The organism is Caballeronia sp. LZ043 (assembly GCF_031451075.1).
In the GTDB taxonomy this organism is placed as follows: Bacteria; Pseudomonadota; Gammaproteobacteria; order Burkholderiales; family Burkholderiaceae; genus Caballeronia.
The window spans coordinates 1,213,083-1,238,261 of the sequence record NZ_JARUXT010000003.1 but is presented as its reverse complement, the minus strand read 5'-3'; the positions used below and the strand labels follow the sequence as shown (position 1 = coordinate 1,238,261).

Sequence of the window (25,179 nt, the reverse complement as noted above, 5' to 3'; positions counted from 1 at the left end):
CATGAGTCATCCCGACCTGCAACCCGGCTGGATCGACACGCCGCATCGCTGCGCATCGCTCGGGCGCTTCAGGCTGGAATCGGGCGAACATATCGACGATCTGCTGATGTCCTACGTCGTCCACGGCGATCTCGATGATCGTACGCGCCCTGTCGTGCTGGGCGTGTGTGCCATCGGCAGCACGCATCACCGGCTCGACTTCCTGATCGGTACGGGACGCGCGTTCGATCCCGCGCGCGTCACCGTGATCGTCGCCGATGCGCTGGGCAACGGCCTGTCCAGTTCCCCGTCGAATTCACCGACGCAGGGCGGTACGGCCTTCCCGCGTTTCACGATTCGCGACATGGTACGCAGCCAGAAGGCGCTGCTCGATCACCTCAACATCGCGACGCTCGACGCAGTGGTGGGTGCATCGATGGGCGGCATGCAGGCGCTGCAATGGGGCGTGTCGTATCCGCGCTTCATGAAGAAGCTGGTCGCGCTCGTGCCGATGGCGAAGACCACGGCCTGGTCGCAGGCGGTCAATCAGGCGGGCCGGCGCGCGCTCGAAACCTCGGGCGGCGACTGGAGTGCGTGGCTCGGGATCATGCATGTATTGGCGATGCGCACGCCGGAGCGTTTCGAGGAAGACGCGACACAGGCGGGCGGCACGCAGGCGTGGTTCGAGAAGCGCGCCGCGTGGTTTCGCACGCAGCGGCTCGATCCGCTCGACTGGATCTGGCAGTCGCATGCTTACGATGCTCACGACGTCGGCACGACGCCGGGTTTCGAAGGGGATACGGCACGCGCGCTCGCGAGGATCGAGGCGCACACGCTGATTGGCGTGCCGGCGCTGGACCTCTACAATCCCGTGGAAGAGGGCATACGCGCGGCCGGGCAGATCGGAAACGCCAGACTGCTGCGGGTGCCTTCGACGAGCGGCCATATGATGGCCTCGGAGGCCGATCCCACTTCCGCCGCACGGCTGAATGCGGAGATCGCTTCGTTCATGGCGTATTAGCAGAGGCCCGTGTCATGAATCCTCAGGTCGAGGACATCGCACCGACGAATTCGCATTCCACGTCCGGGGCGGGCGGTTCCATTCAGCATCGCACGTATCGGCTGTTGCGCGAGATGATCGAAGACGGGCGCATTACGCCGGGTGAACGGCTGCTCGAAGCGCAGGTCGCGAAATCGTTCTGTATCAGCCGCTCGCCTGCGCGCATTGCGTTGGCCGCGCTGTGCGCGGACGGGATCATCGTTGAAAGCGAGGGGCGCGGTTATCGCGTGGCCGGTGCGGCTTCGGGCGATCGTGCCGGCAAGCCGGCCGTGCTCGACAAGCTGGAAATCACGAGCGCGCCGCAATGGCAGCGCATGTACGCCGAACTGGAGCGCGAGCTATGCACTCGCGTGCTGTTCGGTTCGGTGCGCATCACGGAAGAAGCGCTCGCTGAACATTTCGCCGTGAGCCGCACCGTCGCCCGCGGCGCGATGGCGCGCATGCACAGCGTCGGGCAGCTGTCGCAGGACCGCAACGGGCACTGGATTGCGGAGCAGGTGACGCGTGAGCGCATCGAGCACCTGTTCGAGATACGCCGCCTGCTTGAACCGACCGCGCTGCTGCACGCCGCGCAGCATGTGCCGCGCGAGTTCCTCGAAGCGGTGCGCGCACGTCTCGTCGGTGTCATCGAGGCGGGGCATCGCGGGGGTGCCGAAATGGACACCGCCGAAACCGATTTGCATATCGATCTCCTGTCCCACTGCCCGAACAAGGAGATCGTGCTTGCCCTCTCACGCACGCACGTCCTGTTCGTGCCGACACGCTATCTGAGCGACCCCTACCTCGAGATTCCGTATCAGCTCATCAGCGATGCGTTCACCGAGCATCTGCAGATCGTGGACGACATACTGGCCGGCCAGCCTGAGCGCGCAGCGCAGGCATTGACGGAACATATCCGCGAAGCGAATACCCGCTGGGTGCTGCGTTTCGAGATCATCCGGCGCATGAAGCAGCCGGACTTTCCTGCGTATCTGACGGCGCTCGGTGCGGCTTGATCAACGGCGGACGTGCTCGTCTCCGATGTCTCGCCGGAGCTAACGAACGCCTGCCAAATGCATTCATCAGAAGTTCACCCTTCCCCGATAACCCGACGCTCGTTATACAAACCCACGGCATCGCGACCCGCACGGCTTGCCCGTATCGTCGTCTCCAAAGCAGCACGGAGGCGACCATGGGGTTCCCGCAACTGACGTTTGGCTTTCTGATGACTATGCTGATGACATCCGGTGCGTACGCGCAGTCGCCGGACCAGCCGATGACGCGCGCGCAGGCCCGCAAGGAGCTCGAGGAACTGGCTGCGGTGGGCTACCACCCGGCGCAGGCATGGAGTCACCGGTTTCCCTTCGACATCGAGGACGCGCAGGCGCGTGTCGCGGAGAGGCGGCGTCAGGAAGCCGCGCGCATCAGTGGGAAGCGCTGATCCACACCTGGACCGGCGTGGCGCTCAACCTGAAGGAGATTGGCATGAGAGTCAGAACCGTATCGATGATGCTCGCCTGCGCCTGCCTGTTGGCGCCGCCGGCACTCATGGCGCAGACCACGGATGCACCCATGAATCAGGGCGCCGCGGGCACCAATGTGACGAATCAGAAGGGCGCCGACCGCGCGCTGGCGAAGGCGGTCCGGCGCGCGCTGGGGAAGACGCCGGGCTTCGACAGTTCCGGCGTGTTCGTCCGCGCGCGCAGCGGCGTGGTGACGCTGTCGGGTTCGGTAAGGAGCGGCGACCAGATCCCCGTGGCGGGCGATGTCGCGCGCTCGGTGAAGGGCGTGACCTCCGTGAACAACAAGCTCGGCCTGTTCCACGGCGGCAACGGTTGAGCGGAAGCGGCGCGGCGAGGACATGAGTGCCTCGCCGCGCCTGCTTGCTACACAGGAAGGTTCTCCGATGCATCCGGATAGCGCGGATACCAGCCGTTCTTCACGCCGAGCGTCCGCACGTCGAACTCGATGTCGCCTTCATAGCGCGGCGCATATTTCCTGAAGGCCGCCTCGACCTCGCGCCAGCGCGCGCTGATGCGCACGAAGTTGTACGCGTGGGACATGATGTGGAACTCGCCGGCCTTGATCTGTTTCATGACGATGGCCGCGTACTTGTCCGTGTCCATGCCTTCCTGGGTTCCCTTGGCGAGTTCGGAGCGGACCAGTCCCGGGCAGATGAGCGCGACATCCATGAAGTCGGGCGCTTCTTCGCGCAGCGCCACCGTCACGGCGAGCACGGCGTGCTTGCTCGCCACCTATCCGGCGCCTTCCGGAATCGCATTGAAGAATGCGTTCTCCGAGCCGACGTTATAGATCGCGCACGGCGTCTTTTGCGCGATGAAGCGCTTCCCGAACACCGAGACCCCGTGCAGCACGCCGAAAAGATTCACCGCCAGCACGCTCTGCACGTCTTCCGGGCGCGCGTCGATCACGCTCGACGGCACGGGACCGACACCCGCATTGTTGACGATCACATCCACCTGCCTGAACTTGCTCCATGCGAAGTCCGCGAGCGCTTCGACCTGATTGCGGTCCGTCACGTCGCATTCGAAGATCTCGACGCGCGAGGCGTGACCCCGCGAGTTCTTTCGCGGCGTGTTCGAGGCGTGCCGGGTTCATCCCGGCGATCAGCAGTTGCGCCCCTTGCGTGGCGGGCCCAGCGGGTGCATCTGCTGATTCGCGGGCATAATCTCCAGGAGCACATGTCGCAGTACCTGATCGATCGCATCGCGAGCCTCTCGGACACCGCGGTGCTCTCGCTGTCCAGCGACAGCGCCGGACTCACGGGCGTCAACACGCGCGGCCCGCAGGGCGGGCACAGCTTCAAGGTCCGGCATCTGTTCCTGTTCACCGGCGCCGAACCCAATACGCGCTGGCTCAGGGATTGCAGCGTCGACACCGACGACAAGGGCTTCGTGCTGACGGGCAATGCGGCGCGCAGCGGTCTCGAACAGCAGCCGTGTCTGGTCGAAGCCAGCGTGAAACGGCGTGTTCGCCATCGGCGATGCGCGCTTCGGCTCGATCAAGCGGGTGTCGGCGGCCTGGGGAGGGCGTGTCCGTCGTCGCGCAGGTTCATGAATTTCTGGCCGCGCATCAGGTACATTGAAGCGGAAACCTCGTGCGCGCAGGCGCGCTCAACCGGAAGGAGACCACTCCAGTGACCTCGAATGTGAAAGTCGTCGCCATCCTGAAAGCGAAACCGGGACGAGAGGAGGAACTCGCTGCGCTGTTGCACGGCATGACCGGCCCATCGCGCGCGGAAGCCGGCAATCTGCGCTATGACCTCTGGCGGGACGTCGACAACGCCGGCCAGTTCGTGCTCGACGAACTCTATCTGAGCCATGATGCCATCGCCTCGCACCGGAGCACGGCGCATTTCCAGCACTATCTGTCGCGTATCGGCGAACTAGCGGAGCGCACGGCGGTGGTCGTCAATGCGTTGGATGTCTTTCCGGGCGACGCCTGATTCGCAGGCGTCGCGCTGTCACACTCGTCGAATGGCGACGAGCAGGCTTCCGATGGCATGCGTGCCGTCATATGCCATGCGGTGCAGTACGCAAAGATCCTCGGCGCGGGCGCGCGGGTGATTGCGTTCGCGCGCAATCCGGAGAAGCTCGCCATCGCGCGTGAATATGGCGCGGATGACATCGTCGATATCAAGGGCAAACCAGCCGCCGATATCGGCCGTGAATTGCATCAGCTGGTGGGCCGCAACGACATCGACGCCGCCATGGACTGCGCCGGCGCCCCCGAGATGGTGCAACTGGCCATGAGTCTTCTGTCGATCGGCGGCCACTATGCCGATGTGGGTCTGGTGGGCGATCGCGTCGACATTCCGCTGTTTCCGCGTGTCTCGCGCGAGCAGACCTTGCATGGGTCGTTCTGGGGCAACAACACCGATCTCGGCGAAGTGATGGCGCTGGCCGCGCAGGACAAGATCCGTCACACGGTCAAGACCTTCGGCTTCGAGGAACTGAACGACTACATCAACCGCCTGCGCGTGGGCGACGTAGTAGGCCGGGCCGTGATGAAGTTCTGAACGCGGCTGAGGGTTTTTCACGCGTCCTCGAAGATCTCCTCGATCCTGAGCCCGAAGACCCGGGCGATGGCGAACGCGAGCGGCAGGCTCGGATCGTACCTGCCGTTCTCGATCGCATTGACCGTCTGGCGCGACACCCCGAGCGCGCCGGCGAGATCCGTCTGCGACCACTCGCGTTCGGCGCGTAGCGCACGGATGCGGTTCTTCATGAGCGCCGCATCCGCTCAACGATAGCGGCGCGCACTGAACACGCTGCCCAGGATCCACAGCACCGCCATCACCGGCCACACGACGAACAGGGACAGCTTCGGAAAGCCGACGCCTTCGAGAAAGCCATAGCTGAAGGTGATAAGCGCCGTGCCCGCGAACGCGATGGCGAGCGCTTCGAGCTGGACGCGCCGGAACAGTTCGTCCACGCGCCGCAACTGCCGCAAGACGACCCAGCAGATGAACGGGCCGGCGATCATCGGACACAACGCGACCGCGATGCGGGCCGTCGGGTTGTCGAGCGTGCCGGAGCGCAGCCACCACACCGAAGCCATCAGCAAGACCACATAGGCCAGCATGGCTGCGGTCATTTCCTTGCGATATCGGTTCATGACGGCTTCTCTCTGCGTGTAAAGGATGCTTTACAGCATAGCGAGCCGTTGTGGTCATGTAAAGCGTGCTTTACATGACCATGACCGCGTTTGTTGGCCAACAGAACGATCGCGTAATTTATTCTTGCCGGCGGCCTCCGATGCTACGCTTGGCGCTCAAAGTTACCGCAGCCGCCTGATCGTCAGCACAGTCGAAGCGAACACGAAGCGAACAAAAATCAATCGGGGCCGCACATGTTGCGAAGGGTGGTGGAGCGCGTGAGACAGTTCCGGCGCAGCGAAGGCTTCAAGCATTCGCTGGCCACGCCGGTTCGCTTTTCGCTGCATGCGCGGCAGCGGCTGAATCGCAGTGTGTTTGCGATCGAGATCAGGGAGACATCGGGCTTCTTCTCCGTGATGCAGATGGTGCTGTTCATCCTCGTGCATTGCGAGGAAAAGCGGCTGACGCCGCAAGTGTCCGCGCGCGGCGGGCTGTATGGCGACGCGGAAGGCAGGATCGACTGGTTCGCGGCGCTGTTCGAGAACGTGCGCGCGTCCGCGGGCGCGATGCCGCCGCGCCGGGTCCGCACATCCGTCGTGCGGGATCTGGAGCAACTGGGTTTCAGGCGGCGCTACGAAAGCGCGCTGCGCCTGCGCAGTGCGAGCGAATTGTTCAATTCATATTACCGGCCCGCTGGATCGATTCGCGAAGAAGTCGCGGCGGCGTGCGCGACGCTCGATATCTCCGCCAGCACGCTCGGCGTCCACTTCCGCGGCACGGACAAGAAGTTCGAAGCGTTCCTGGTGGCGTGGAGCGACTTCTGCCGGCTCGTCGAACAGACGCTCGCGCTCAATCCGCATCTCACGAATCTCTATGTGTCGAGCGACGAGCAGGCCTTCATCGACTTCTTTCTTGCCTGGCCCTTCAAACGCCCGATCAGCGTGGCGCCGGCGCAGCTGCTTTCGAAAGGCGATGCCGCGATACATTTCAGCGGCTATCCGGGCCTTGCGATCGGCCGCGAAGCGCTGGTGTCGAGCCTGCTGCTGGCCCGTTGCGGGCACCTCGTGAAGACGCCGTCCTATCTGTCGGCGTGGTCGAAGATCTTCAATCCCGATCTGCCCATCACTCTTGCCGTGCCGCCGCGCCCCGACGCATTCTGGTTCCCCGACAGCCAGATCTGGATCGAACAGGAACAGGCCGTGGGCGGCAAGGCGGCGTGACGGGCGTGACCGGCGTGACGTCGGCCGCTCATGCATTGCGTTGCGGCAGGAAGCGCCAGGTCAGCAACATCAATGCGAGCGCGGCGGGAAGCCAGTTGATGTCGGTCGGCACGCTGTCGCGATGGGTGTAGCGACGGTCGGTCATGGCCGCGAACAGATCCTGCGGCGTGCGCAGGCGCCGGTAATCGAAGCCGATCTGTTGCGCCACCGACGCCAGATACTCCCCGCGCAAGGCCGAAAGCTCCTCGTGACTCTGCGCGCTGACGCCCGGGTTCGAATGAGCGGGCACCTGGATCACCTGATCCGCCTGCCAGTAGCCGACGCGCCGGCCATCGGCGTTCGTGCGCGGAATGGGCGCGGGCTGATCCCCGCCGACGCCGATCAGCCAGCCCTTCACCTGCCCGCGCGGCACGTCGCGGACGGGTTCGTCGGCGAGGACCGGCGGCGCTTCCTGACCGTCGGTGATGAGCAGCACGCCCGTCTCGTGCCCGATGGTCTTCGCCGTGCGCACGGCGGCGAACACGCCGCCTTCCGCGATGCGGCTCCAGTTGGTCCAGCGCATGTCGCCGCCGATGCCGTCGAGCGAAGCCTGCAAGGCGTCGAAGTTGCCGCACACCTCGACGGGCGGCATGAGCAGCAGCGTGCCTTGTCCGGTGAAGATGCTCCAGCCGATGCGCGAGCCGCACGGCAGGCGTTCCAGCGTATCGCGCATGGCCGCGCGCGCGAACTCGAGCCGGCTCACGGGCGCATTGCCGATGCCGACATCCTCCACGTCCATGCTCTGCGTGATGTCGAAGGTGACGATAGTGCTGACGACATTCCTCGGCAGCATCAGCGGTGGCATCCAGACCGCGGCGGCGAGCAGCAGCGCGGCGGCGGCGAGCGCCCAGTTGCGTCGTCCGCCCGGCGCTCGGGTCAGGGCAAGGGCGGCGCTCATGGCAGATCCTCGCTTTGAGCGCCGCGCAGCCTTACGGTGGATTGATGCTTGATGTCGAGTTCATCCTGATCGCCGGGTATCTCGGGTGCGAGCCACAGCGCGCGTTCGAGGTTGTAGCGCGCGTCCCAGTCGCCGGGCGTAATGCGCAGCGCCGTGCGGTAGCGGTCCTTGGCCTGTTCCAGCAGCGGCAGCGAGCGGATCGGGCCGGTGGCCTCGCTGCCCGCCGCTTCGCGCAGATACAGGTTGCCGAGATTGAAGAGGGCGGCCGTCTGCAGCGTGCGATCGGCGGATTGCGCCGCGAGCGGGTCGAGCAGGTGCTGGGCGTCATCGACGCGTCCGGCTTTCGCAAGCGCTGCGGCACGCGCCAGCCGCACTTCGCCCGCTGCGTCCGGCGTGTCTTGCGTGTCTGACTTGTTGATCGTCATGTCATGCACTTCGCGCGTCACGGTCTGCGCGTGCCGGAACACGCTCCAGTCGTACAAGGCCAGCGCCGCAAAGACGATGGCGACGGTCCCGAAGGCGAGATGGATCGCGCCGCGCCTCATGTCCAGCTCCGCACCTGAACCCCGCGCAGGGCCAGCAGCAGCGCGCTCGCCAGCAACGCGGCGGCGAAGCAGAACGCGCTGTCGTCCTGCCGTGGCAGCCGCTCGGAGAACGACAGCGGCGTGCTGTGCTGCTTGTCGATCTCGGCCATCGCGGCGGCCATGGCGGCGGCGTCCTCGGCCTGATAGAGCCGGTAGGGCGTCGCGAGTCCCTGAAAGAAACGATGCAGCTCCGCTTCCTCGGAGTGATCGTCGGCGGATGCGGGCTTGGTCAGATCGGGGCTGTACACGCCGCTGCGCAAGTACACGAAGTACAGCGCGATGCGGTTGCGCGCCAACCCGCTGCGGATCGCCTCGCGCGCGGCGGCGTCGAGATTGGCGCCGCCGTCGGAGACCAGCACGATGGTGCGGCGGGCCGCGTACGCGCGTCCGTCGAACTGCCGGATCGCCGCGATCAGGCCGCGATCCAGCCGCGTATCCGGCATGCCGCGCCCGATGCCGGTGCCGTCGAGCGCCGCGTCGATGATGCGGTGATCGGCAGTGAACGGCACCGCGAGAATCGGACTGATGCCGAACATCATGAAGGCGAGGCGATCGTCGGGCCGCACGGCGACGAAGTGTTCGAGCGCATGGCGCGCGACCGCATTCTTCGACTGCCCGCTCGGCTCGCTCACCGGCGTCTTCGACATGACCGCGTCCATGCTCGCGCTCCGGTCCATCAGGATGAGGATTTCGGCGGCGCTGCTGGTGCGCATCGCCTGCACGTGCGAGCGCCCCGGACCCGCCAGCCCGATGACGATGCCCGCCATCGCCAGCAGCGCGCAGAGGCGCCGGGCGTGATCGATGGCCGAGCCGAGCGGATCGCGCGGCAGCCAGTCGACGAACGAATAAGCGAACGAATCGGCGGGTTTCGGCAGCAACGGCAGCAGCGCGAGCGGCAGCAGAAGGAGCAGCCAGGGCCGGAGGAAATCGACGGGCATCGCGTCAGCGCCTCTGTTCCGCACGCTGCAGCGCCCGGGCGAGGTCGCGCAGGTCTTCGGGCGGCGCGGCGTCGGGCGTGAAGAAGCGCTGCTGCGAGTGCGCGTAGAAAAGCTCGATGCGCGGTCGAAGCGCTTCGAGATAGGGCGCGCGCGCGAACAGCGCGGGCAGCGACGCGGTATGGACGACCTGTGCGGCGGCGGCATCGAAGGCGCGGTGAAGGTGGACCCAGGGGGCGTCACCGTCGTTTTCGATGCGGCGTATCGCCCGCCACGCACGCGCGAACGGCAGCGTCCTCGCGTCCTTGCGCGTCCGCCATGTCCACCAAGCCGCCCACGCCAGCACGGTCAGCGCCAACAGCGTGAGCATCGCGATCATGCGGCGTCGCGCGGCCGGTCCATCCGTCGGCGTGATGATGCGGTCGGGTTGCAGCGCTTCGAGCGCGCCGCTGCGGAACGCATTGCGCGGCGTCAAGGGCCCGACGCTGATCGGCCATGCAGCCACATTCAACGACGCGCCCTCGGCGGGCGTCAGTTCGAGCGCCGGCAGACCGGTTTGCGTGAGCGTCTGCGCGGCGTTGATGACCTGATACTCGATCACCATCCACGGCTGCCCTTGCGCGTCTTCCTCGATGCGCGCCGGACGCCGTTCGAGCCACACGCCCACGCGGCCCGCCGAAGGCAGCGGCACACCGTGGAGCGCGTGTCCGTCGGAGGACAGCAGCACGCGCTGCGTCAGCACGTCGCCGAGCGCATAGCCGAACGCGCGCGGCTGCGCGACGGCGGCGGTCACGGCCGGTTCGGCGCGGGCGAGCATCGCGCACAGCAGCAACGCGGCCGCGCCGATCGAGCCTGTGCCGCGGCTCATGCCGTCGTTTCCAGGAAGTAACGCGAGAGCGCTTCGGCATCGAATGCACCCTCGATGAAAAACGGCGTCGCGCCGCGCTTGCGCAACACGCCGCTCAACTCGGCGCGGCGCTTCGCGACGTTGTCGCGCCACTGCTGCGCCATCGAACGCCGCAGCCACAGCGCACGGCGTCTGCCGTCTTCGATGTCACGCACCTGGAGGAACCGGCCGCTGGCCGGCGGCTCGGTTTCGGCCTTGTCCCAGATGACCATCGGCACGAGCCGGGCATGGACCAGCCGATCGAGCGCGGCGTCGAGCGCCGTCAGCGGCCAGTGGAAGTCGGACACCAGGAACACGAGACCGCGCCGTCCCGCCAGACGTTCGAGCGCGCGCACCAGTCCCGCCGCCGGCTTCGCGGAGATCGCGGATACGGAACACGTGCGCAGCCGCTGCGCCATTTCATCGCCGACACCCCGGCCATGGCGCGCCGGCATGAACAGGTCTTCGCGCACGTTTTCGTCGAAGCCGAGCAGGCCGACCTGATCGCCGGCCCGGAACGCGCTGTAGCACAGCGCCTCGACGAACTCGGCGGCGAGATCGAGCTTCGGCCGCCGCGCGCCGAAGCGCATCGACGCGGAGACATCGACCAGCACCTGCACCGGCACCGCGACGCGCTGCAAATGCAGGCGCACCAGCCATTGCTGCGGCACGGCGCGCTGGCTGGCGCGCAGGTCGAGCCGGCGTGGATCGGGGTGATCGAACAGCCGCGCGTGCATCGCGAACTCCTGTCCCGCGCCGAAGCTCGTGCCCGGATGCGAGCCGGGCCGGAAGCCGCGCGCCCGCCCGGGCAGCCGGTAGTGGAATTCGACGGGATCCTTCATGACCAGGCGTGCAGATCAGGGAACCGCGATCGTGCGCACGATCATCGCGGTCAGCGCATCGGCGAGTTCCTGCCGGCGCATTTCATAGACGGGCGTGAAGAAGACCCGGTGACCGAGCGCGGGCAGCAGCACCGCGTGAACGTCCTCGGGCAGCACATGCAGGCGTCCTTCGAGCCATGCACGCACGCGCACCGCGCGCACCAGCGCGCTCATGCCGCGCGGACTGGCGCCCGCGAGAATCAGGCGCTCCATGTCGACGTCCGGCAACCCGATGCCGAAGCGCTGCGGCGTTTCGGTCGCCTGCCAGATGTCGAGCACATAGCGTTCGATGCGCGGGCTCAGCGTGACGCTGTGCTGGATCGCCGCGCCGATGGCGTTCAGCCGCGTGGCGTCGATCACCGCGCGCGGCACGCTTTCCATGAGGGCATCGACGTCATGGAACTTCGGCTCGAAGACCAGCGCGCGGCGCACGTCGTCGTCCTGCGGCGTCGGCATGTTGAGTTCGAAGAGAAAGCGGTCCCGCGCCGCCGACGCCAGCTCGAAGGTCTCGTCCTTCTCCACCTTGTTGCGATCCGCGAACACCGTCAGATGCGGGAAGCGGTAGTCACGGCCGAATGCGGACACCGTGCGCTCGGCCATCGCGCGCAGCAGCAGTGACTGCACTTGCGGACGCGAGCGGTTGATCTCGTTGAAGAAGAAGGTGCTGAGTCCTTCGCCGTGACGCAGCAAGGGACCGGGTTCGATGCGCGGCTTGCCGTCGGCATCGACGAAGGTGTGATAGATGAGATCGCCCGGCATCAGGTCGATGGTGCCTTCCACGCGCTCGAAGTCGCCTCCGGTGGCGCGGGCGAAGGCGCGCAGCAGCGTGGTCTTGCCGACGCCCACGCCGCCTTCCAGCAGCACGTGGCCCCGCGCATACAGCGCGATGTTGATCAGATGCGAGATCGCTTCCTGCCCGACGACGGCGTTCGCGACCGCTGCCTCCATGTTGCGGGCTTCGCCGCGCCAGTCTTCGAGTTCGGTTTCGGATGCCATGAAGTCGCGCCGCGCCTTGCTTCGAATGAAGGGTGTCTTGATCGAGCCGGCGTCAGGGGATGCATAAGACATGCCCACAGTGCAAAGCCGCTCGGGCGCGGCACGAGGGAGCACAGTGTCCTTGCGCGATGACAGTGTGTCGCGGACAAAGCGGTTCAGCGCAAGCCGGCCTCTTCGAGCAGCCAGGCCTTGAACGCGAGCACTGGCGCCTGTTCCCCGCCGCCCTTGCGATGCACCAGGAAGTAAGCCAGCTCGCAGCTCTGCACCGTATCGAAGGGCTTGACGAGGCGGCCCTCGGCGAGATCGCGCTCGACCAGCGTGGTCCTGCCGAGCGCGACGCCATTGCCGGACATCGCCGTTTGTAGCGCCATCGCGGAGTCGTTGAGTTGCAGGCCGCGCCGCGTGTCCACGCCGTCGCGGCAACCCGCATGCAGCAGCCACGAACGCCAGGTCGGGAAGACGCCGAAGCCGCTCATCGACGTATCGTGTATCAGCGCGTGATGTTGCAGATCGAGCGGAGACTTGAGCGCGTGGGGGCCGTGCAGCAGGGCCGGACTGCACACCGGGAAGAACTCGTCGCGCAGCAGGAAAGTGGCGTCGAGACCGGGCCACACGCCCGCGCCGTAGCGGATGCCGGCATCGATACGTTCGGCGGTGAAGTCCGTCAGACGTCCGCTCGTGTCGATGCGCAGATCGTAATAAGGATGCCGGCGCTGAAAGCGTTCGACCCGCCACAGCAGCCACTTGTCCGCGAAGGCGGGTGGCACGGTCACCGTGAAGACGATGCGCGACTTGCTGGCCTTGAGCGCTTCCATCGCGTTGGAAAGCAGATCGAAGCCGCCTTGCAGGTCGGGCAGGGCGGCACGGGCGGCGTCGGTCAGCGTGAGCCGCGACGCACCCGATGTCGAGCGATGAAACAGTTCGACATCGAGAGTGCCCTCAAGCCCGCGAATCAGCTGACCGACCGCCGCGGGCGTCACGTTGAGTTCATTGGCTGCGGCGGTGTAGCTCAGATGCCGTGCGACCGCTTCGAAGGCTCGCAGCGCGTTCAGGTTGCCGGGCGCGCGCATCATGACTCCTGCGTTGGGGAAGTGCGCTCAATCTACCGAAATGCGCTGCGCCCGGCCAGAGCGCGACGCGCGCCGTCAGAACTGCGTCAGGCCGCCGTCAACCACCATCTCCGTGCCGGTGATGAAGGCGGCGTCGTCGCTGGCGAGGAACAGCGCGGCTTGCGCCACTTCCCGCGCTTCGCCGAAACGCTTCAGCGGCACGGCGGCCTGAATGCCTTCGCCGGCGGCGGCCAGTTCTTTCTCCGACAGACCGAGCTTGCCATGAAAGGGCGTGGCGATCGGGCCGGGGCTCACGGCATTGACGCGAATGCCGCGCGGTGCGAGTTCGGCGCCGGCCGAGCGGACCAGCGAGCGCAAGGCCGCTTTCGTCGCCGCGAGCACTGACAGACCCGGCGTGCCGGTTTCATTCAGGAACGACGTGGTGACGACGATCGCACCGCTCTTCGGCATATGCGGCACGGCTTTTTGAATGGTGAAGAACGCGCCGTTGAAGTTCAGGGCGAACTGCTCGCTGATCTGCTCGGGCGTCACGGCTTCGAGCGGCGCGGCGGTGGCGGCGCCCGCGTTGGCGTACACGACGTCGATGCGTCCATGCGTTTCCACGATCTCGACGATCGCCCGGTCGAGCTGAGCCGGGTCGCGCAGATCGACGTTGAGTGTCATCGCGGAGTCGCCGAGAAGCTGCGCGGCTTCTTCGAGACGGCCCAGATGCGTGCCCGTCACGATGACCTTCGCACCTTCCTGTTGAAACAGCTTGGCGGCTTCCAGACCGATGCCCGAGGTTCCGCCCGTGATCAGTGCAACCTTGTCGTTGAGCTTCATGACCGACTCCTTCGATAGTGGGTGAGGTGAAGGGCTTCGCTGTGTTGCGTTGCCCGTGACTTCACTATCGACGAACGGTCCGTCCCCGACAAACGAGATGATCTGTGCGGGCGGAGAAGAAAATCTACGCCGCCCCGTGAAAGGCGCCGGAAAGCCTCACGCGGCCTGCGGCGGAATGAAATCCGGCGATGCCGCAAGCTCGTCTTCGGCCACCGCGGCGAAGGTCTGCTCCGCGGCGCGCGCCGCTGCCTTGCGCGTCTTGCCCGCCCGTGACGGCGGCTGGCATGCGCCGCATACGACGCCATGCTGCAAGTCGTGCTTGTGCGCGATGTACTTTCCCGTGCAGCGGCAGCAGGGCGTCAGTTGCAGCAATTCGGCTTCGAAGAAGCGCACCAGGGTCCACGCGCGCGTGAGATCGAGCACGGGTTCGGTGCCGGTGCGCGCGCAATGTTCGAGATACAGCCGATACCCCTTGGTGAGCGCATCGAGGTGCGAGCATTTCGCATCGTTCTTGAGGAACTGGTAGGTATTGAAGAACAGCGACGCGTGAATATTGGGCAGCCAGGGCATGTACCAGTCCGCGGAGAAAGGCAGCATGCCCTTGGGCGGCGATGCGCCCCGCACTTCGCGATACAGCCGGATCAGGCGATCGCGCGACAGCTTGAGTTCGCTTTCGAGCACCTGCATGCGCGCGCCCAGTTGAATCAGCGCGATGGCGCGAAACACTTCCTGGGCGTCCTCGGTGACGGTCTTCTTGGCTGGCGTATTCATGCAGTCCCCGCGTCAGGCGAACTGGCGGGCGGATTGCCCGGCCATGAGAATGGCGGCATGCGTGGAGGCGACATCGGCATGGCGTGGCGCCTGCGTGAGCGCCGAGAGCAGCATGCGGTCGTTGAAGCGGAATGCGCACAGCAACTGGTCCGCTGATGCGAGCTTCACGACCTGCGGCAGCGAGAGGCCGCTCAGCAGATCCGCGACGTCTCCGGACAGGCCGAGCCGGAACATGCCGATGGCCCGGTCTTCGCGCAACAGCCTCTGCGCAAGAATGAGATAGGAAAGATTGATTTCGCGAATGATTTCCTGTGTGTCCTGATTGTCCATGGTATTCAGCCTTTGAGATTTATAAGAGGGCTGTTGCCAGTCGATTCATTCACGCTTCTCCGTGAAGAATCATTAATTTCAGTTTAGACACTCGCTGAAACCGTTTCAATACTCAGACGAATAGTATTAATCAATAGAAGCCGCTTGATGCAAAGAAGCGCATCGGGATTTATTTCTGCCTGTTGGAGAAATTGGCGGCAAATTTCGCGGGCTGCGGAAAGAAAGCAAGGCGCAGACAAAGGGACGTATCCTGCAAACGTTTGCACGGTGTGGTGAAAGCATCACCTGTGTTCTTGTCACCGAAAGTTCACACAGAAGCCTTAGCGTGCTCTGTTTTCTCTACTTCGACGTCCGATGCACCCTGCGTTTTCAAGGTTTCACCGCTTCTCCGGCCAGCGCAATTTACGCGTCGCGGGAGATTTATCCCAGGAAGTTCCATTCGTGGACGCCGAGGATTCGAATTCCCTCGTGATGGAAATCTTCTCGGCGCGCCGCGATATGGGAAGTCTGGCCGTGATTGAAAATCTGCGCCCGATCGGACTGATCAACCGCGATATTTTCATGTCGCAGATGAGCAAGCCTTTTCATCGCGAGCTTTACGACAAGAAAAGCTGCATCGCTTTCATGGACAAGGAGCCGTTGATCGTCGATGCGGATGAAAGCATCGAAACGCTTGCGTTCAGGACGGTCGAAGCCGGCGAGAAAGCCTTGGTGGACGGTTTCATCGTGACGCGCGGCGGGCGCTTTGCGGGCGTGGGCAGCGGTCTGGAACTGGTCAGCGCCGTGGCGGAAATGCAGGCGGAGAAAAACCGCCAGATCATGCAGAGCATCGAGTACGCCAGCGTGATCCAGCGCGCGATGCTGCGCGCCTCCGACGAAGCGCTGGCCATGCATTTGCCGGGCGCCGCGCTGCAGTGGGAGCCGCGCGATGTCGTCGGCGGCGACTTCTACCACTTCGCCGCGTTTCCGCATGGCTGGTTCGGCGCCATCGCCGATTGCACCGGCCACGGCGTGCCCGGCGCATTCATGACGCTGCTGGCTTCGGCTTCGCTGTCGCAGGCGCTCGAACAGATGGGTCCGCGCGATCCCGCCGCGTTGCTCTCGGCGGTGAACCGCAACGTCAAGGGTTTGCTCGGTCAGGTGAACAGCGCGCCCGGCGAAGCCCGTTCGAACGACGGCCTCGATACCGCGTTCCTCTGGTTCGACACGCGCGAGAACGTGCTGCATTTCGCGGGCGCGCGGATCGCACTGCATATCCTGCGGCCGGACGCGGCCGAATTCGAGACGCTCGCCGCCGACCGCATGGGCGTCGGCTACGTGGACAGCCACGCGGACTATGCGTGGAACCTGCACTCGGTGGCGGTGCCGCCCGGCAGCCTGCTGTTCATCTGCACGGACGGTCTGACCGACCAGATCGGCGGACCGCGCAGCATTTCCTTCGGCCGGCGCCGCGCGCTCGATGTGATTCGCGAACATCGGGCCGAACCGGCGGCGGCCCTCTGCGAACGGCTGCGTCTGACGCTTGCGGACTGGCAGACTTTGCAGCCCCGGCGCGACGACGTAACGTTCTTTTGTGTGCGACTCTAGCTCTTCCCAGGCATGTCCCAACTACTCGATCAAGACAGCGCCTTTTTCGACCTGGCGCAGCGACGCAACGTGCTCTTCTATCACAAGGGCTACTTCTCGCATAACATCGTCGCGGCGATGGGCGAGGTCGTCAAACTGCAGCTGGAAGTGGCCGGCGTGAACGGCCCGACGCGGCGCAAGCTGTTCTCTTCGTTCGTCGAGCTGTCGCAGAACATCGTGCATTACTCGTCGAATGCGCTGGCGCGCGACGGCGAGAAAGACGGCTCCATTCGCGAGGGCGCGGTCTGCATCTCGCGCGACGGCGATCGTCACGTCATGCTGTGCGTCAACCCGATATCGAGCGCCGAAGTGGAAAGCCTGCGCAACAGGCTCGAGCCCTTGCGTCACATGTCGCTCGAGCAGATCAAGCAAGCCTACAAGGAATCGCTGCGCGCCGAGACGCCGGAGGACAGCAAGGGCGCCGGCATGGGCTTCCTCACGATGGCGCGCGATGCCAGCGCGCCGCTCGAATTCGCTTTTCATCCGCGTGCCGACGAACCCGGAACCACGCTGTTTTGCCTCATGGCCATCATCTGAGCACAAGGCGCAAGAAATCATGGATAACTTCTATATTGCCGCCACGACCACGTCGCCCGAGGTCGATTTTCGTTTCGATCAGCATGCGTTGCTGCTGAAGGGTGAGTCGTATCCGGAGAACGCGGCGGCCTTCTATGCGCCCGTCATCGAGCGGATGCGCAAGTATCTCGCGGTGAATACGGACGCGGCCGTCACCATCGACGTCGCGCTCACGTACTTCAACAGTTCGAGCACCAAGATGCTGTTCAGCATGTTCGATGCGCTGAACGAGGCCGCGCAGTCGGGCTGCCGCGTGCTGATGAACTGGTATCACGACGAAGAAGACGAGACGATCGCCGAGTTCGGCGAGGAACTGAAGGCGGATTTCGACGCCATCGAGTTCACCGATCGTCCGGTGGCTTACCCGGGACGCTGAGGATGACTTCGAACTCCTCCGGCGACACGACGCCCGCCCACGCCCCCGACCTGTTCGAGAACGAGACCGCCGCGCTGGAGAAAGCGCGCGGCGTGCATGCAGCGGACGGTGCCGATGCCGAAGCCTTGCATCAGTCGCTGGGCGCGCTGATCGATCACTTCGAGCGCCTGATGCGTGAAACGCGCCGCCTGATCGGCCGCAGCGACCGCGCCGAACGCGAGATGCAGGTGCTGGCCCAGCAACTCGCGCACCGCGCTTCGCACGATGCGCTGACCGGCGTGCTCAATCGCAGCGCCGTGATCGAGCAGGCCACGCGCACGCTGAAGGAGCGCAGCGCGACGATGATCGTGCTCGACATCGACGAGTTCAAGCGCGTCAACGACGACTTCGGTCATCCGACCGGCGATGCCGTGATTCTGGGTGTCGTCGATTGCCTGCGCCGGATCGTGGGCGAGCGCGGTTTCATCGGCCGCGTGGGCGGGGAGGAGTTCACGGTGCTGGTGCCCGGCGACGATCACGCCGCCGCTGCCTCGCTCGCCGAACGCATGCGGGCGGCAATCAGCGAGGCGCGCGTGGTGCCGTCACTGGACCGGCGCATCACGGTCAGCTTCGGCGTCAGTCATAACCGCGCCGGAACCGGCTTCGATACCGCCTATGGTCTTGCCGACGAGGCGCTGTATCGCGCCAAACGCGGGGGACGCAATCGCGTGGAATTCGCTGCGCAATCGTGACCGCTCACGCGTAGAGAATGCGCGTGCCGCTGCTGTTCAGCCAGGTGACGAACTCGTCGCCGAGGCCTTCGTCCGTCACCAGGCAATCGATGCTCTCCATCGCGCCGAACGCGGCGAACTCCCGCTTGCCGAACTTCTTCGAATCCGCGAGCAGATAGACGGTCTTCGCGGCGTCGATCATCGCGCGCTTCACATGCAGGTCGATGAAGTCCGGATACGAGATGCCCGACTCCATCGACACGCCGCCTGCCGCGAGAAAGAGCTTGTCGACGAACATGCCTTCGAAGAACGCCGACGCTTTCTCGCCCGACACCGCCACCGTTTCCGCCTTGAAGATGCCGCCGGTGAGCATCACGCGATTGGTCGGCTCCGCGCCGAGCAGGATGGCGATGTTCAGCGCATTCGTCACGATCCGCAGGTTCTTCCGGTCGAGCAGGTTCTTCGCGAGTTCGGTGGTGGTGGCGCCGCAGTCGAGAATCAGCGAGTCGCCATTCGAGATCAGGCTCGCCGCCTTCCTGCCGATCAACGCCTTTTCCGGGCTGGTGGGCAGCACGGGCGCGTGGTCGGCGCGGCGCGCGGGTTCGGGTTGCGTCGACGTCAGCCGCACGCTGCCATGCACGCGTTCCACGCGGCCGAGTCGCTGCAACTCGTCGATGTCCTTTCGGATCGTCGGCATGGACACGCCGAATTCGCTGGAAAGCTCCGACAGCTTCACCAGTTTCGCGGCCTGCACGCGTTCGAAAATTTTTTCTGTTCGGGTCCGTTGATCCATTTTTGTATTCCCGCCGACACGTCGCCCAGCACGCGCGTCTACAGGCCCTATTCTGCCTCATCAAGCCCGCCGCCGCGCCCCGCTTAGGTGTTTTCCCTTCTTTGCTTTGCTTCCCTTTGACTTTCTAAAGAAAGTAAAAGAAACTTGTTTTCAGGCTAACGGGAAGTCTGGGAGCAGGAATGGAAAACCCTTTCAAGCAGTCCGGCGACGCGCTACACCGCCGGGCACAGGACATCCGCAAGAAGATCTGCGTGATGAACGCCACCGCGAAGAGCGGTCACACGGGCGGCGACATGTCGGAGGCGGACATCCTGGCGGCGCTGTATTTTCATGTGCTGCGCTATGAGGTCGAGGCAGGACAGCGCGTGCGCTGGCATGACGAGTTCATTCTCAGCAAGGGGCACGGCGTGGGCGGCCTGTATGCGTGTTTCGGGGAACTGGGCTGGCTGCCGGAGCGCGAGTTGCTGACCTATCTGAAGGACGATGGCCGCCTGCCGGGCCATCCGGTGCGGCAGAAGCTGCCTTCGTGGGTCACGGTGAATACCGGCGGCCTCGGCCATGGCTTCCCGATCGCCGCCGGCCTGGCGATGGCGAAGCAGCGCCACGCCGCGCGCAGCGGCGGCACGGGACGGGTGTTCGTGCTGACCGGCGACGGCGAACTCGAGGAAGGCTCCAACTGGGAAGCCGCGATGGCGGCGGCGCACTTCGAGCTCTCGAACCTGGTGGTGATCGTGGACCGCAATCGCCTGCAACTGGCGGACTTCACCCACAACATCATGGATCTCGATCCGCTCGACGAGAAATTCCGCGCGTTCGGCTTCGAGGTTCACGACGTCAATGGAAACCAGGTGGACTCCATTTGGAAACTATTGGAAAGTCTCGACTACGACAATCGCAAGCCGAAGGTGGTGATTGCGCACACCATCAAGGGACGCGGCGTCTCCTTCATGGAGAACGTGCCGGCGTGGCATCACAAGTTCCCCACTGAAGATCAACTCAAGCAGGCGTTGCAGGAGCTCGACCATGCGTGACTACGCGGACTTGCGTGACGGCGCGGTGAGCGCAATCGACCGGCTGACTTCGGCGGGACGCGACATCATCGTCGTGGTGGCGGATTCCACTTCGACCTCGAAGATCGGTCCCTATCTCGAGCGCTTTCCGGAGCGCGTGATCAACGTGGGCATCGCGGAGCAGAACATGGTCGGCATGGCCGCGGGCCTCGCGCTCGGCGGGCACATCGTGTTCACGGCAAACGCCGCGCCGTTTCTCGTCGGCCGAGCCAACGAGCAGGTCAAGAACGACGTCTGCTACAGCGCGACCAACGTCAAGATGCTCGGACTCAACGCGGGCGTCGCCTACGGTCCGCTGGCCTCGACCCATCACGCGATCGACGATATCTCCATCATGAGCGGCTTCGGCACCGTGCAGATCTTCGCGCCGTGCGACGAGATGGAAACGGCGCAGGTGATCGATCATGCGGTGTCGGTGGACGGGCCGGTCTATATCCGCCTCGACAACGCCAAATTCCCCGTGGTGCACGACGCGTCGTACCGCTTCGAGCCGGGCCGTCCCGATGTGCTGATCGAGGGTTCGAAGGTCGCGGTCATTGCGCTCGGCTCGGTGGTCGGAGAAGCGCTCGATGCGTGCGAGGCGTTGCGCCGCGACGGCGTGCTCGATCCGACGCTCGTCAACCTGTCCTCGCTGCGGCCGCTCGATCAGGACGCGCTCGCGGCGATCGTTGAGCGTCACGAAGCCATCGTCACGGTGGAAGAGCATTCGCTGCACGGCGGCATTGGCGCCACCGTGGCGATGCTGATGGCGCGCCGTCGCCTCAACCGCCCGCTGACCACGCTCGGCATCACCGAAGGCGAGTTCGCGCAGTACGGCACGCGGCAAGGCATTCGCAAGCACTATGGCATCGACGCGGCGGGCATCGCCGACGCCGTGCACGCGTTGTGCGCGCAATAAGAACAGGGGGACACGTACATGAGCATTCAATACGACATGTCGCTGCGCCACGGCGTCGATTTCGACTTTCGCCTCGACGGCAAGGTGGCCGTGGTCACGGGCGGCCTGGGCGGCATCGCAATGGCGACCAACGCCGCGCTGATCGCCAAGGGCGCGCGCGTGGCGATTCTTTATCCGAGCTTCGAGGAACCGCGCGTGCAGGCCGCGCTGGCGGAACTGGGCGCTGAGAACGCATGCGCCTTTGCCTGCGATGTCGCCAACGAAGCCGAGGTCGAGCAGGCGATGGCCGCCGCGCGCGACCATTTCGGCGACCTGCATCTGCTGGTGAACGCCGCTGGCTGCATCACGCTGACGCGCGCCCAAGACATCACCTTCGACGAATGGCAGCGGCAGATCGGCGTGAATCTCACCGGGCCGTTCCTGTGTTCGAAACACTTCGCGCGCATCGTGCTCGCGAGCGGACATGGCGGCAAGATCGTCAACATCGCGTCGCAGGCGGCGACGGTCGCCATCGACCAGCATTGCGCCTATACCTCGGCGAAAGCCGGACTGATCGGCATGACGAAGGTGCTGGCGAAGGAATGGGCGCCGCGCGGCATCACGGTGAACACGGTATCGCCCACTGTCGTGCTGACGCCGATGGGCGCCGCTGCCTGGGAAGGCGAGAAGGGCGAGAACATGAAGAAGCTGATTCCAGTCGGACGCTTCGCGTACACCGACGAAATCGCGGCCGCGATTCTCTTCCTGCTGTCCAACGGCGCGGACATGATCACGGGCGCCGACATCATGATCGACGGAGGCTACACGATCGCCTGAGTCGTTACCCGAGCAAGACCACGCTGTTCCAGAAAGACAAACCAAACCGGAGACAACAACATGTGGAAGAAGCTTGCAGTCGCAGCCGCGGTGGCCGTATCGTGCGCCGCCGTGATGCCCGGCAGTGCGTATGCAGCGGGCAAGGGCACCATCGCGATTCTCGTCAACGCGCTCGACAACCCCTACTACGCCGCCGAAGCCAAGGGCGCGGAGGCCGAGGCAAAGAAGCTCGGCTATGACACCATCGTGCTCTCGCACGGCGAGGACGTGAACAAGCAGAACGAACTCGTGAACCTGGTGATCGGCAAGGGCGTGAAGGGCATTGTGCTCGACAACGCGGATTCGAATGCAAGCGTCGCCACGGTGCGCGCGGCGGCGGACAAGAAAGTGCCGGTCGTGCTGATCAACCGCGAGATTCCGAAGGACGGCATCGCCATCGCGCAGCTCAGTCACAATAACCTGCAGGCGGGTACCGAAGTGGCGCAGCGTTTCGTCGAGGCAATCGGCGAGAAGGGCGAGTATGTCGAGCTGACCTGCAATCTCGCCGACAAGAACTGCGTCACGCGTTCGCAAGCCTTCCATCAGGTGCTGGATCAATATCCCGATCTCAAGATGGTCGCGCGCCAGGACGCCAAGGGCGCGCTGCTGCCCGGCAAGCAGGCGATGGATTCGATCCTGCAGGAGCATCCGAACATCAAGGGCGTGATCTGCGGCAACGGGCCGGTGGCGCTGGGCGCCATTGCGTCGCTGGAATCGGCGGGGCACAAGGATGTCGTCGTGATGGGTATCGACGGCAGCAATGACGAGCGCGATTCGGTCCTCGCCGGCAAGCTGAAGGCCACGGTGATGCTGCAGGCGCAGGGCATCGCGATCCATGGCGTGGACCTGCTCGACAAGTACATCACCACCGGCAAGACCGGCGAGCCGGAGCGCCAGCTGACGCGCGGCATCCTGATCACGAAAGACAACGCATCGAAGGTCAAGGACTTCTACTACACGAAGTAAGGTGCGTGAACGGCAGCGGGCGCGGCCCGCTGCCAGGGTTTGTCAAGTGAGGTCGTCATGGTTCATCCCGTTTCCACCGGCTGGCGCGCGCTGCTGACGCTGTGCGTGCTGAGCCTCGCCGCGTGTCACGTCGTGACCGATACCGAGCTGGCGCAAATCCGCAGCCAGGGCCAGCACAAGGGCCCGGACGCCGCGAAGATGCTGAGCGACCAGCTCATTCCCTACGCCGACAAGAACGCGAAGCCGGCGGCGCAGGTGATCGGCGCGCTGAACCAGAATTTCGACGATGCCTGCAAGCAGTTCGGCTTCCGTCAGAGCAATGCGTTTCCGTGCAATTTCTGGCTGCGCGTGCAGGGCAAGGTGACGCGCATCGATTCGACGTCGCGGGTCGGCAAGGCCTATGTCGAAGTGGCGCCGGCGGGCGGCGGCGAGCCGGTGAACGTGGTGCTGGAGATGGGACCGGTGGTGGTCGGCACCGGCGTGCGCGACGGCTTTCCCGGCGTCAAGTACAGCGACTTCGACGACCAGACCCGCTTCGCCGCGTTCGGCCAGGAGCTGAACAAGCTGGTCGTGGCGCGCGTGCAGCAGTCGTTGAAGCTCAAGGCCGGCGACAGCGTGGACGCCGCCGCCGTCTACAGCAGCTGGAGCGAGCCTGCGGGCGAGATCCGCGCGATTCCGGTGGTCTGGAAATGAGCGAACCCCGAACCCTGAACCCGGTGAACGTGATCGAGACGCGCGGTCTCTCGAAGCAGTATCCCGGCACGGCCGCGCTGATCGACGTCGATTACAAGGTGCGGCGCGGCAAGGTCAACGTGCTGATCGGCGAGAACGGCGCGGGCAAGTCCACGCTGATGAAGCTGCTGGCCGGCGCGGAGACGCCCACTTCGGGCGAGATCTGGATCGACGAACAGCTCGCGCAGATCAGCGACGTGCGCAGCGCCGAGAAACACGGCATTGGCATCATTTTCCAGGAGCTGAATCTCTTTCCCGACATGACGGTGGCCGAGAACGTCTTCGCGGGTAACGAGATCACGAGCTCGGGCGTGATCGTGTCGAAGCGGGAGAATCATCAGGCGAAGGTGCTGCTCGACCGCCTGCATATCGCCATCGATCCGCGCACGCGGCTGGGCGATCTCTACGTGGGCCAGCAACAGCTGATCGAGATCGCCAAGGCGCTGTCCAAGCACATCAAGGTGCTCATCATGGACGAGCCGACTTCCGCGCTGTCGAAGACGGAAGTGGAGATTCTCTTCAAGATCATCGGTCAGCTGAAGGAAGAAGGCGTCACGGTCATCTACATCTCGCACCGGCTGGAAGAGATCATGGCCATCGGCGACTGCATCACGGTGTTGCGCAACGGCCGGCTCGTGGCCGAGGACGAGATCGCCAACATCGACATTCCGTGGATCATCGAAGCGATGGTCGGCTCCTCGAAGAAGCGCTTCGCCTTCGAGCAGCACAGCATCGGTGCGGAAGTGCTCAAGGTGAAGGACCTCGCGCTCAAGCGTTCGAACGGCATCTACGCGGTGGATCACGTGTCGTTCTCGGTGAAGGCGGGCGAGGTGGTCGGCATTTATGGATTGATGGGCGCGGGCCGCACCGAACTGCTGGAGTCGCTGCTGGGCGCCAATCCGCTCGCGCTCGGCGAGATCGAACTGGCGGGCAAGGCCATCGAGGACATGCCGATTCCGAAGCGCATTGAAGCGGGCATCGCGCTGGTGCCGGAAGACCGGCAGAAGCAAGGCATGGTGCAGCTGATGACGATCCTCGAAAACATGACGCTGTCGAGCCTCGGCAAGTTCACGCGGCGCTTCGTCGGTGCGCTGACGCGCGACCGGCAAGTGGAGGCGGCGGGCGACATCGTGAAGAAGCTCGCCATCAAGGCCGCTTCCGTCGATGCGCCGATCACGTCGCTCTCGGGCGGCAACATGCAGAAGGTCGTGATCGGCAAGGCGCTGCTGACGAAGCCGAAGGTGCTGCTGATGGACGAACCGACGCGCGGCATCGACGTGGGCGCGAAGGAAGACGTCTACAAGACCATCAGTCTGCTCGCGCAATCCGGCATTGCCGTGATCTATGCGACCTCCGAGCTGGACGAGGCCATGGCGGTGTCGAACCGCGTGTTCGTCATGGCGAGCGGCCGGCTGACCGCCGTGCTGGAGCGCGGGCAGTTCGACAGCGAGCGCATCGTGCGCGCCTCGACGCCCGCGACCGCCGTAGTGTGAAAGGAACGAGATCCGA

The 25,179-nt window shown here is 64.9% G+C and carries 32 protein-coding genes and 1 pseudogene; 18 read left to right on the top strand and 15 right to left on the bottom strand.

Features of this window, described 5'->3' with window-relative positions; genetic code table 11:
- Nucleotide 1 precedes the first annotated feature (1 nt).
- The 4 genes from QCE64_RS25730 (at nt 2) to QCE64_RS25715 (ending at nt 2,857) form a co-directional block, all read left to right on the top strand.
- On the top strand, nt 2-1,000 hold the full coding sequence (locus tag QCE64_RS25730) for an alpha/beta fold hydrolase (RefSeq protein ID WP_310006931.1): 999 nt from the start codon (nt 2-4) through the stop codon (nt 998-1,000).
- A 14-nt stretch (nt 1,001-1,014) separates the two neighbouring features.
- On the top strand, nt 1,015-2,034 hold the full coding sequence (locus QCE64_RS25725) for a GntR family transcriptional regulator (RefSeq protein ID WP_310006929.1): 1,020 nt from the start codon (nt 1,015-1,017) through the stop codon (nt 2,032-2,034).
- Between the two features lie 176 nt (nt 2,035-2,210).
- Nucleotides 2,211-2,459, top strand: coding sequence for a DUF4148 domain-containing protein (locus tag QCE64_RS25720; protein ID WP_310006927.1), 249 nt, complete (start codon nt 2,211-2,213; stop codon nt 2,457-2,459).
- Nucleotides 2,460-2,503: 44 nt separating this feature from the next.
- Nucleotides 2,504-2,857 (top strand): BON domain-containing protein, encoded by a 354-nt coding sequence (locus tag QCE64_RS25715; RefSeq protein ID WP_310006925.1) that lies wholly within the window; start codon nt 2,504-2,506, stop codon nt 2,855-2,857.
- A 47-nt stretch (nt 2,858-2,904) separates the two neighbouring features.
- Here the strand turns inward: QCE64_RS25715 and QCE64_RS25710 are convergent, their stop codons facing one another.
- Together QCE64_RS25710 and QCE64_RS25705 are read right to left on the bottom strand one after the other, a co-directional pair.
- The gene (locus QCE64_RS25710) at nt 2,905-3,273 is read right to left on the bottom strand and encodes a hypothetical protein (protein ID WP_309924440.1); all 369 of its coding nucleotides are present in this window, start codon (nt 3,271-3,273) and stop codon (nt 2,905-2,907) included.
- Nucleotides 3,274-3,582: pseudogene (locus QCE64_RS25705) on the bottom strand (SDR family NAD(P)-dependent oxidoreductase); the annotation flags it as partial.
- 138 nt (nt 3,583-3,720) lie between these two features.
- On the opposite strand from QCE64_RS25705, the gene QCE64_RS25700 reads away from it, so the two are divergent.
- The 3 genes from QCE64_RS25700 to QCE64_RS25690 are packed head-to-tail and all read left to right on the top strand — an operon-like array spanning nt 3,721 to nt 5,057.
- The gene (locus QCE64_RS25700) at nt 3,721-4,179 is read left to right on the top strand and encodes a hypothetical protein (RefSeq protein WP_310006922.1); all 459 of its coding nucleotides are present in this window, start codon (nt 3,721-3,723) and stop codon (nt 4,177-4,179) included.
- Nucleotides 4,176-4,484 (top strand): putative quinol monooxygenase, encoded by a 309-nt coding sequence (locus QCE64_RS25695; protein WP_309924436.1) that lies wholly within the window; start codon nt 4,176-4,178, stop codon nt 4,482-4,484. The genes QCE64_RS25700 and QCE64_RS25695 overlap by 4 nt, the downstream gene beginning before the upstream one ends.
- Before the next feature lie 57 nt (nt 4,485-4,541).
- Entirely contained in the window at nt 4,542-5,057 is a 516-nt protein-coding gene (locus QCE64_RS25690; RefSeq protein WP_310006920.1) for a zinc-binding dehydrogenase, read from the top strand.
- Nucleotides 5,058-5,074: 17 nt separating this feature from the next.
- Here QCE64_RS25690 and QCE64_RS25685 read toward each other — a convergent pair whose 3' ends face one another.
- Complete coding sequence (locus tag QCE64_RS25685; RefSeq protein ID WP_309924431.1) at nt 5,075-5,266, bottom strand: helix-turn-helix transcriptional regulator; 192 nt, start codon at nt 5,264-5,266, stop codon at nt 5,075-5,077.
- A gap of 15 nt (nt 5,267-5,281) precedes the next feature.
- Nucleotides 5,282-5,656: a hypothetical protein gene (locus QCE64_RS25680; protein ID WP_309924429.1), complete on the bottom strand. Its 375-nt coding sequence runs from the start codon at nt 5,654-5,656 to the stop codon at nt 5,282-5,284.
- 234 nt (nt 5,657-5,890) lie between these two features.
- Between QCE64_RS25680 and QCE64_RS25675 the strand changes: the two genes are divergently transcribed.
- Nucleotides 5,891-6,856 carry a hypothetical protein gene (locus tag QCE64_RS25675; protein WP_310006918.1) on the top strand — a complete coding sequence of 322 codons (966 nt, stop codon included), beginning with the start codon at nt 5,891-5,893 and terminating at the stop codon, nt 6,854-6,856.
- A gap of 28 nt (nt 6,857-6,884) precedes the next feature.
- On the opposite strand, the gene QCE64_RS25670 is transcribed toward QCE64_RS25675, so the two are convergent.
- The 10 genes from QCE64_RS25670 to flhD form a co-directional block, all read right to left on the bottom strand.
- Complete coding sequence (locus tag QCE64_RS25670; protein ID WP_309924425.1) at nt 6,885-7,793, bottom strand: vWA domain-containing protein; 909 nt, start codon at nt 7,791-7,793, stop codon at nt 6,885-6,887.
- Nucleotides 7,790-8,338: an MxaL protein gene (locus QCE64_RS25665; RefSeq protein ID WP_309924424.1), complete on the bottom strand. Its 549-nt coding sequence runs from the start codon at nt 8,336-8,338 to the stop codon at nt 7,790-7,792. Before QCE64_RS25665 ends, QCE64_RS25670 begins: the two co-directional genes overlap by 4 nt.
- Nucleotides 8,335-9,315, bottom strand: a complete 981-nt coding sequence (locus QCE64_RS25660) for a vWA domain-containing protein (RefSeq protein ID WP_310006916.1) — start codon at nt 9,313-9,315, stop codon at nt 8,335-8,337. The genes QCE64_RS25665 and QCE64_RS25660 overlap by 4 nt, the downstream gene beginning before the upstream one ends.
- 4 nt (nt 9,316-9,319) lie before the next feature.
- Entirely contained in the window at nt 9,320-10,180 is an 861-nt protein-coding gene (locus tag QCE64_RS25655) for a hypothetical protein (protein ID WP_310006914.1), read from the bottom strand.
- Nucleotides 10,177-11,040, bottom strand: coding sequence for a VWA domain-containing protein (locus tag QCE64_RS25650; RefSeq protein ID WP_309924419.1), 864 nt, complete (start codon nt 11,038-11,040; stop codon nt 10,177-10,179). The genes QCE64_RS25655 and QCE64_RS25650 overlap by 4 nt, the downstream gene beginning before the upstream one ends.
- Before the next feature lie 15 nt (nt 11,041-11,055).
- Nucleotides 11,056-12,075 carry a MoxR family ATPase gene (locus QCE64_RS25645; RefSeq protein WP_310007381.1) on the bottom strand — a complete coding sequence of 340 codons (1,020 nt, stop codon included), beginning with the start codon at nt 12,073-12,075 and terminating at the stop codon, nt 11,056-11,058.
- Between the two features lie 155 nt (nt 12,076-12,230).
- The gene (locus QCE64_RS25640; RefSeq protein WP_309934193.1) at nt 12,231-13,145 is read right to left on the bottom strand and encodes a LysR substrate-binding domain-containing protein; all 915 of its coding nucleotides are present in this window, start codon (nt 13,143-13,145) and stop codon (nt 12,231-12,233) included.
- 75 nt (nt 13,146-13,220) lie between these two features.
- Nucleotides 13,221-13,967, bottom strand: coding sequence for an SDR family oxidoreductase (locus QCE64_RS25635; protein WP_310006912.1), 747 nt, complete (start codon nt 13,965-13,967; stop codon nt 13,221-13,223).
- Nucleotides 13,968-14,123: 156 nt separating this feature from the next.
- Entirely contained in the window at nt 14,124-14,738 is a 615-nt protein-coding gene (gene flhC / locus QCE64_RS25630) for a flagellar transcriptional regulator FlhC (RefSeq protein WP_309924411.1), read from the bottom strand.
- Between the two features lie 12 nt (nt 14,739-14,750).
- Complete coding sequence (gene flhD / locus QCE64_RS25625; protein WP_309924409.1) at nt 14,751-15,068, bottom strand: flagellar transcriptional regulator FlhD; 318 nt, start codon at nt 15,066-15,068, stop codon at nt 14,751-14,753.
- Between the two features lie 471 nt (nt 15,069-15,539).
- Between flhD and QCE64_RS25620 the strand changes: the two genes are divergently transcribed.
- Genes QCE64_RS25620 through QCE64_RS25605 form a run of 4 tightly spaced genes read left to right on the top strand, consistent with a single transcriptional unit; the run spans nt 15,540 to nt 18,377 of the window.
- A complete protein-coding gene (locus tag QCE64_RS25620; RefSeq protein WP_310007379.1) occupies nt 15,540-16,655 on the top strand; it encodes a SpoIIE family protein phosphatase in 1,116 nt (371 codons plus the stop codon).
- A gap of 12 nt (nt 16,656-16,667) precedes the next feature.
- The gene (locus QCE64_RS25615; RefSeq protein WP_309924407.1) at nt 16,668-17,231 is read left to right on the top strand and encodes a SiaB family protein kinase; all 564 of its coding nucleotides are present in this window, start codon (nt 16,668-16,670) and stop codon (nt 17,229-17,231) included.
- A 19-nt stretch (nt 17,232-17,250) separates the two neighbouring features.
- Nucleotides 17,251-17,646, top strand: a complete 396-nt coding sequence (locus tag QCE64_RS25610; RefSeq protein WP_309836603.1) for a DUF1987 domain-containing protein — start codon at nt 17,251-17,253, stop codon at nt 17,644-17,646.
- A 2-nt stretch (nt 17,647-17,648) separates the two neighbouring features.
- On the top strand, nt 17,649-18,377 hold the full coding sequence (locus QCE64_RS25605; RefSeq protein WP_309924403.1) for a GGDEF domain-containing protein: 729 nt from the start codon (nt 17,649-17,651) through the stop codon (nt 18,375-18,377).
- A 4-nt stretch (nt 18,378-18,381) separates the two neighbouring features.
- On the opposite strand, the gene QCE64_RS25600 is transcribed toward QCE64_RS25605, so the two are convergent.
- Nucleotides 18,382-19,149, bottom strand: a complete 768-nt coding sequence (locus QCE64_RS25600; protein WP_309924401.1) for a DeoR/GlpR family DNA-binding transcription regulator — start codon at nt 19,147-19,149, stop codon at nt 18,382-18,384.
- A 179-nt stretch (nt 19,150-19,328) separates the two neighbouring features.
- Here QCE64_RS25600 and QCE64_RS25595 point away from each other — a divergent pair, with 179 nt between their 5' ends.
- Genes QCE64_RS25595 through QCE64_RS25570 form a run of 6 tightly spaced genes read left to right on the top strand, consistent with a single transcriptional unit; the run spans nt 19,329 to nt 25,163 of the window.
- Nucleotides 19,329-20,180 carry a transketolase gene (locus QCE64_RS25595; RefSeq protein WP_310006910.1) on the top strand — a complete coding sequence of 284 codons (852 nt, stop codon included), beginning with the start codon at nt 19,329-19,331 and terminating at the stop codon, nt 20,178-20,180.
- Nucleotides 20,173-21,117, top strand: coding sequence for a transketolase C-terminal domain-containing protein (locus QCE64_RS25590; protein ID WP_310006908.1), 945 nt, complete (start codon nt 20,173-20,175; stop codon nt 21,115-21,117). The genes QCE64_RS25595 and QCE64_RS25590 overlap by 8 nt, the downstream gene beginning before the upstream one ends.
- Nucleotides 21,118-21,135: 18 nt before the next feature.
- On the top strand, nt 21,136-21,933 hold the full coding sequence (locus QCE64_RS25585; RefSeq protein WP_309924395.1) for a GolD/DthD family dehydrogenase: 798 nt from the start codon (nt 21,136-21,138) through the stop codon (nt 21,931-21,933).
- 60 nt (nt 21,934-21,993) lie between these two features.
- Nucleotides 21,994-22,938, top strand: coding sequence for a D-ribose ABC transporter substrate-binding protein (locus tag QCE64_RS25580; RefSeq protein ID WP_309817177.1), 945 nt, complete (start codon nt 21,994-21,996; stop codon nt 22,936-22,938).
- A 57-nt stretch (nt 22,939-22,995) separates the two neighbouring features.
- Nucleotides 22,996-23,631, top strand: coding sequence for a DUF2291 family protein (locus tag QCE64_RS25575; RefSeq protein WP_309817174.1), 636 nt, complete (start codon nt 22,996-22,998; stop codon nt 23,629-23,631).
- Entirely contained in the window at nt 23,628-25,163 is a 1,536-nt protein-coding gene (locus QCE64_RS25570; protein WP_309817171.1) for a sugar ABC transporter ATP-binding protein, read from the top strand. Before QCE64_RS25575 ends, QCE64_RS25570 begins: the two co-directional genes overlap by 4 nt.
- Nucleotides 25,164-25,179 lie beyond the last annotated feature (16 nt).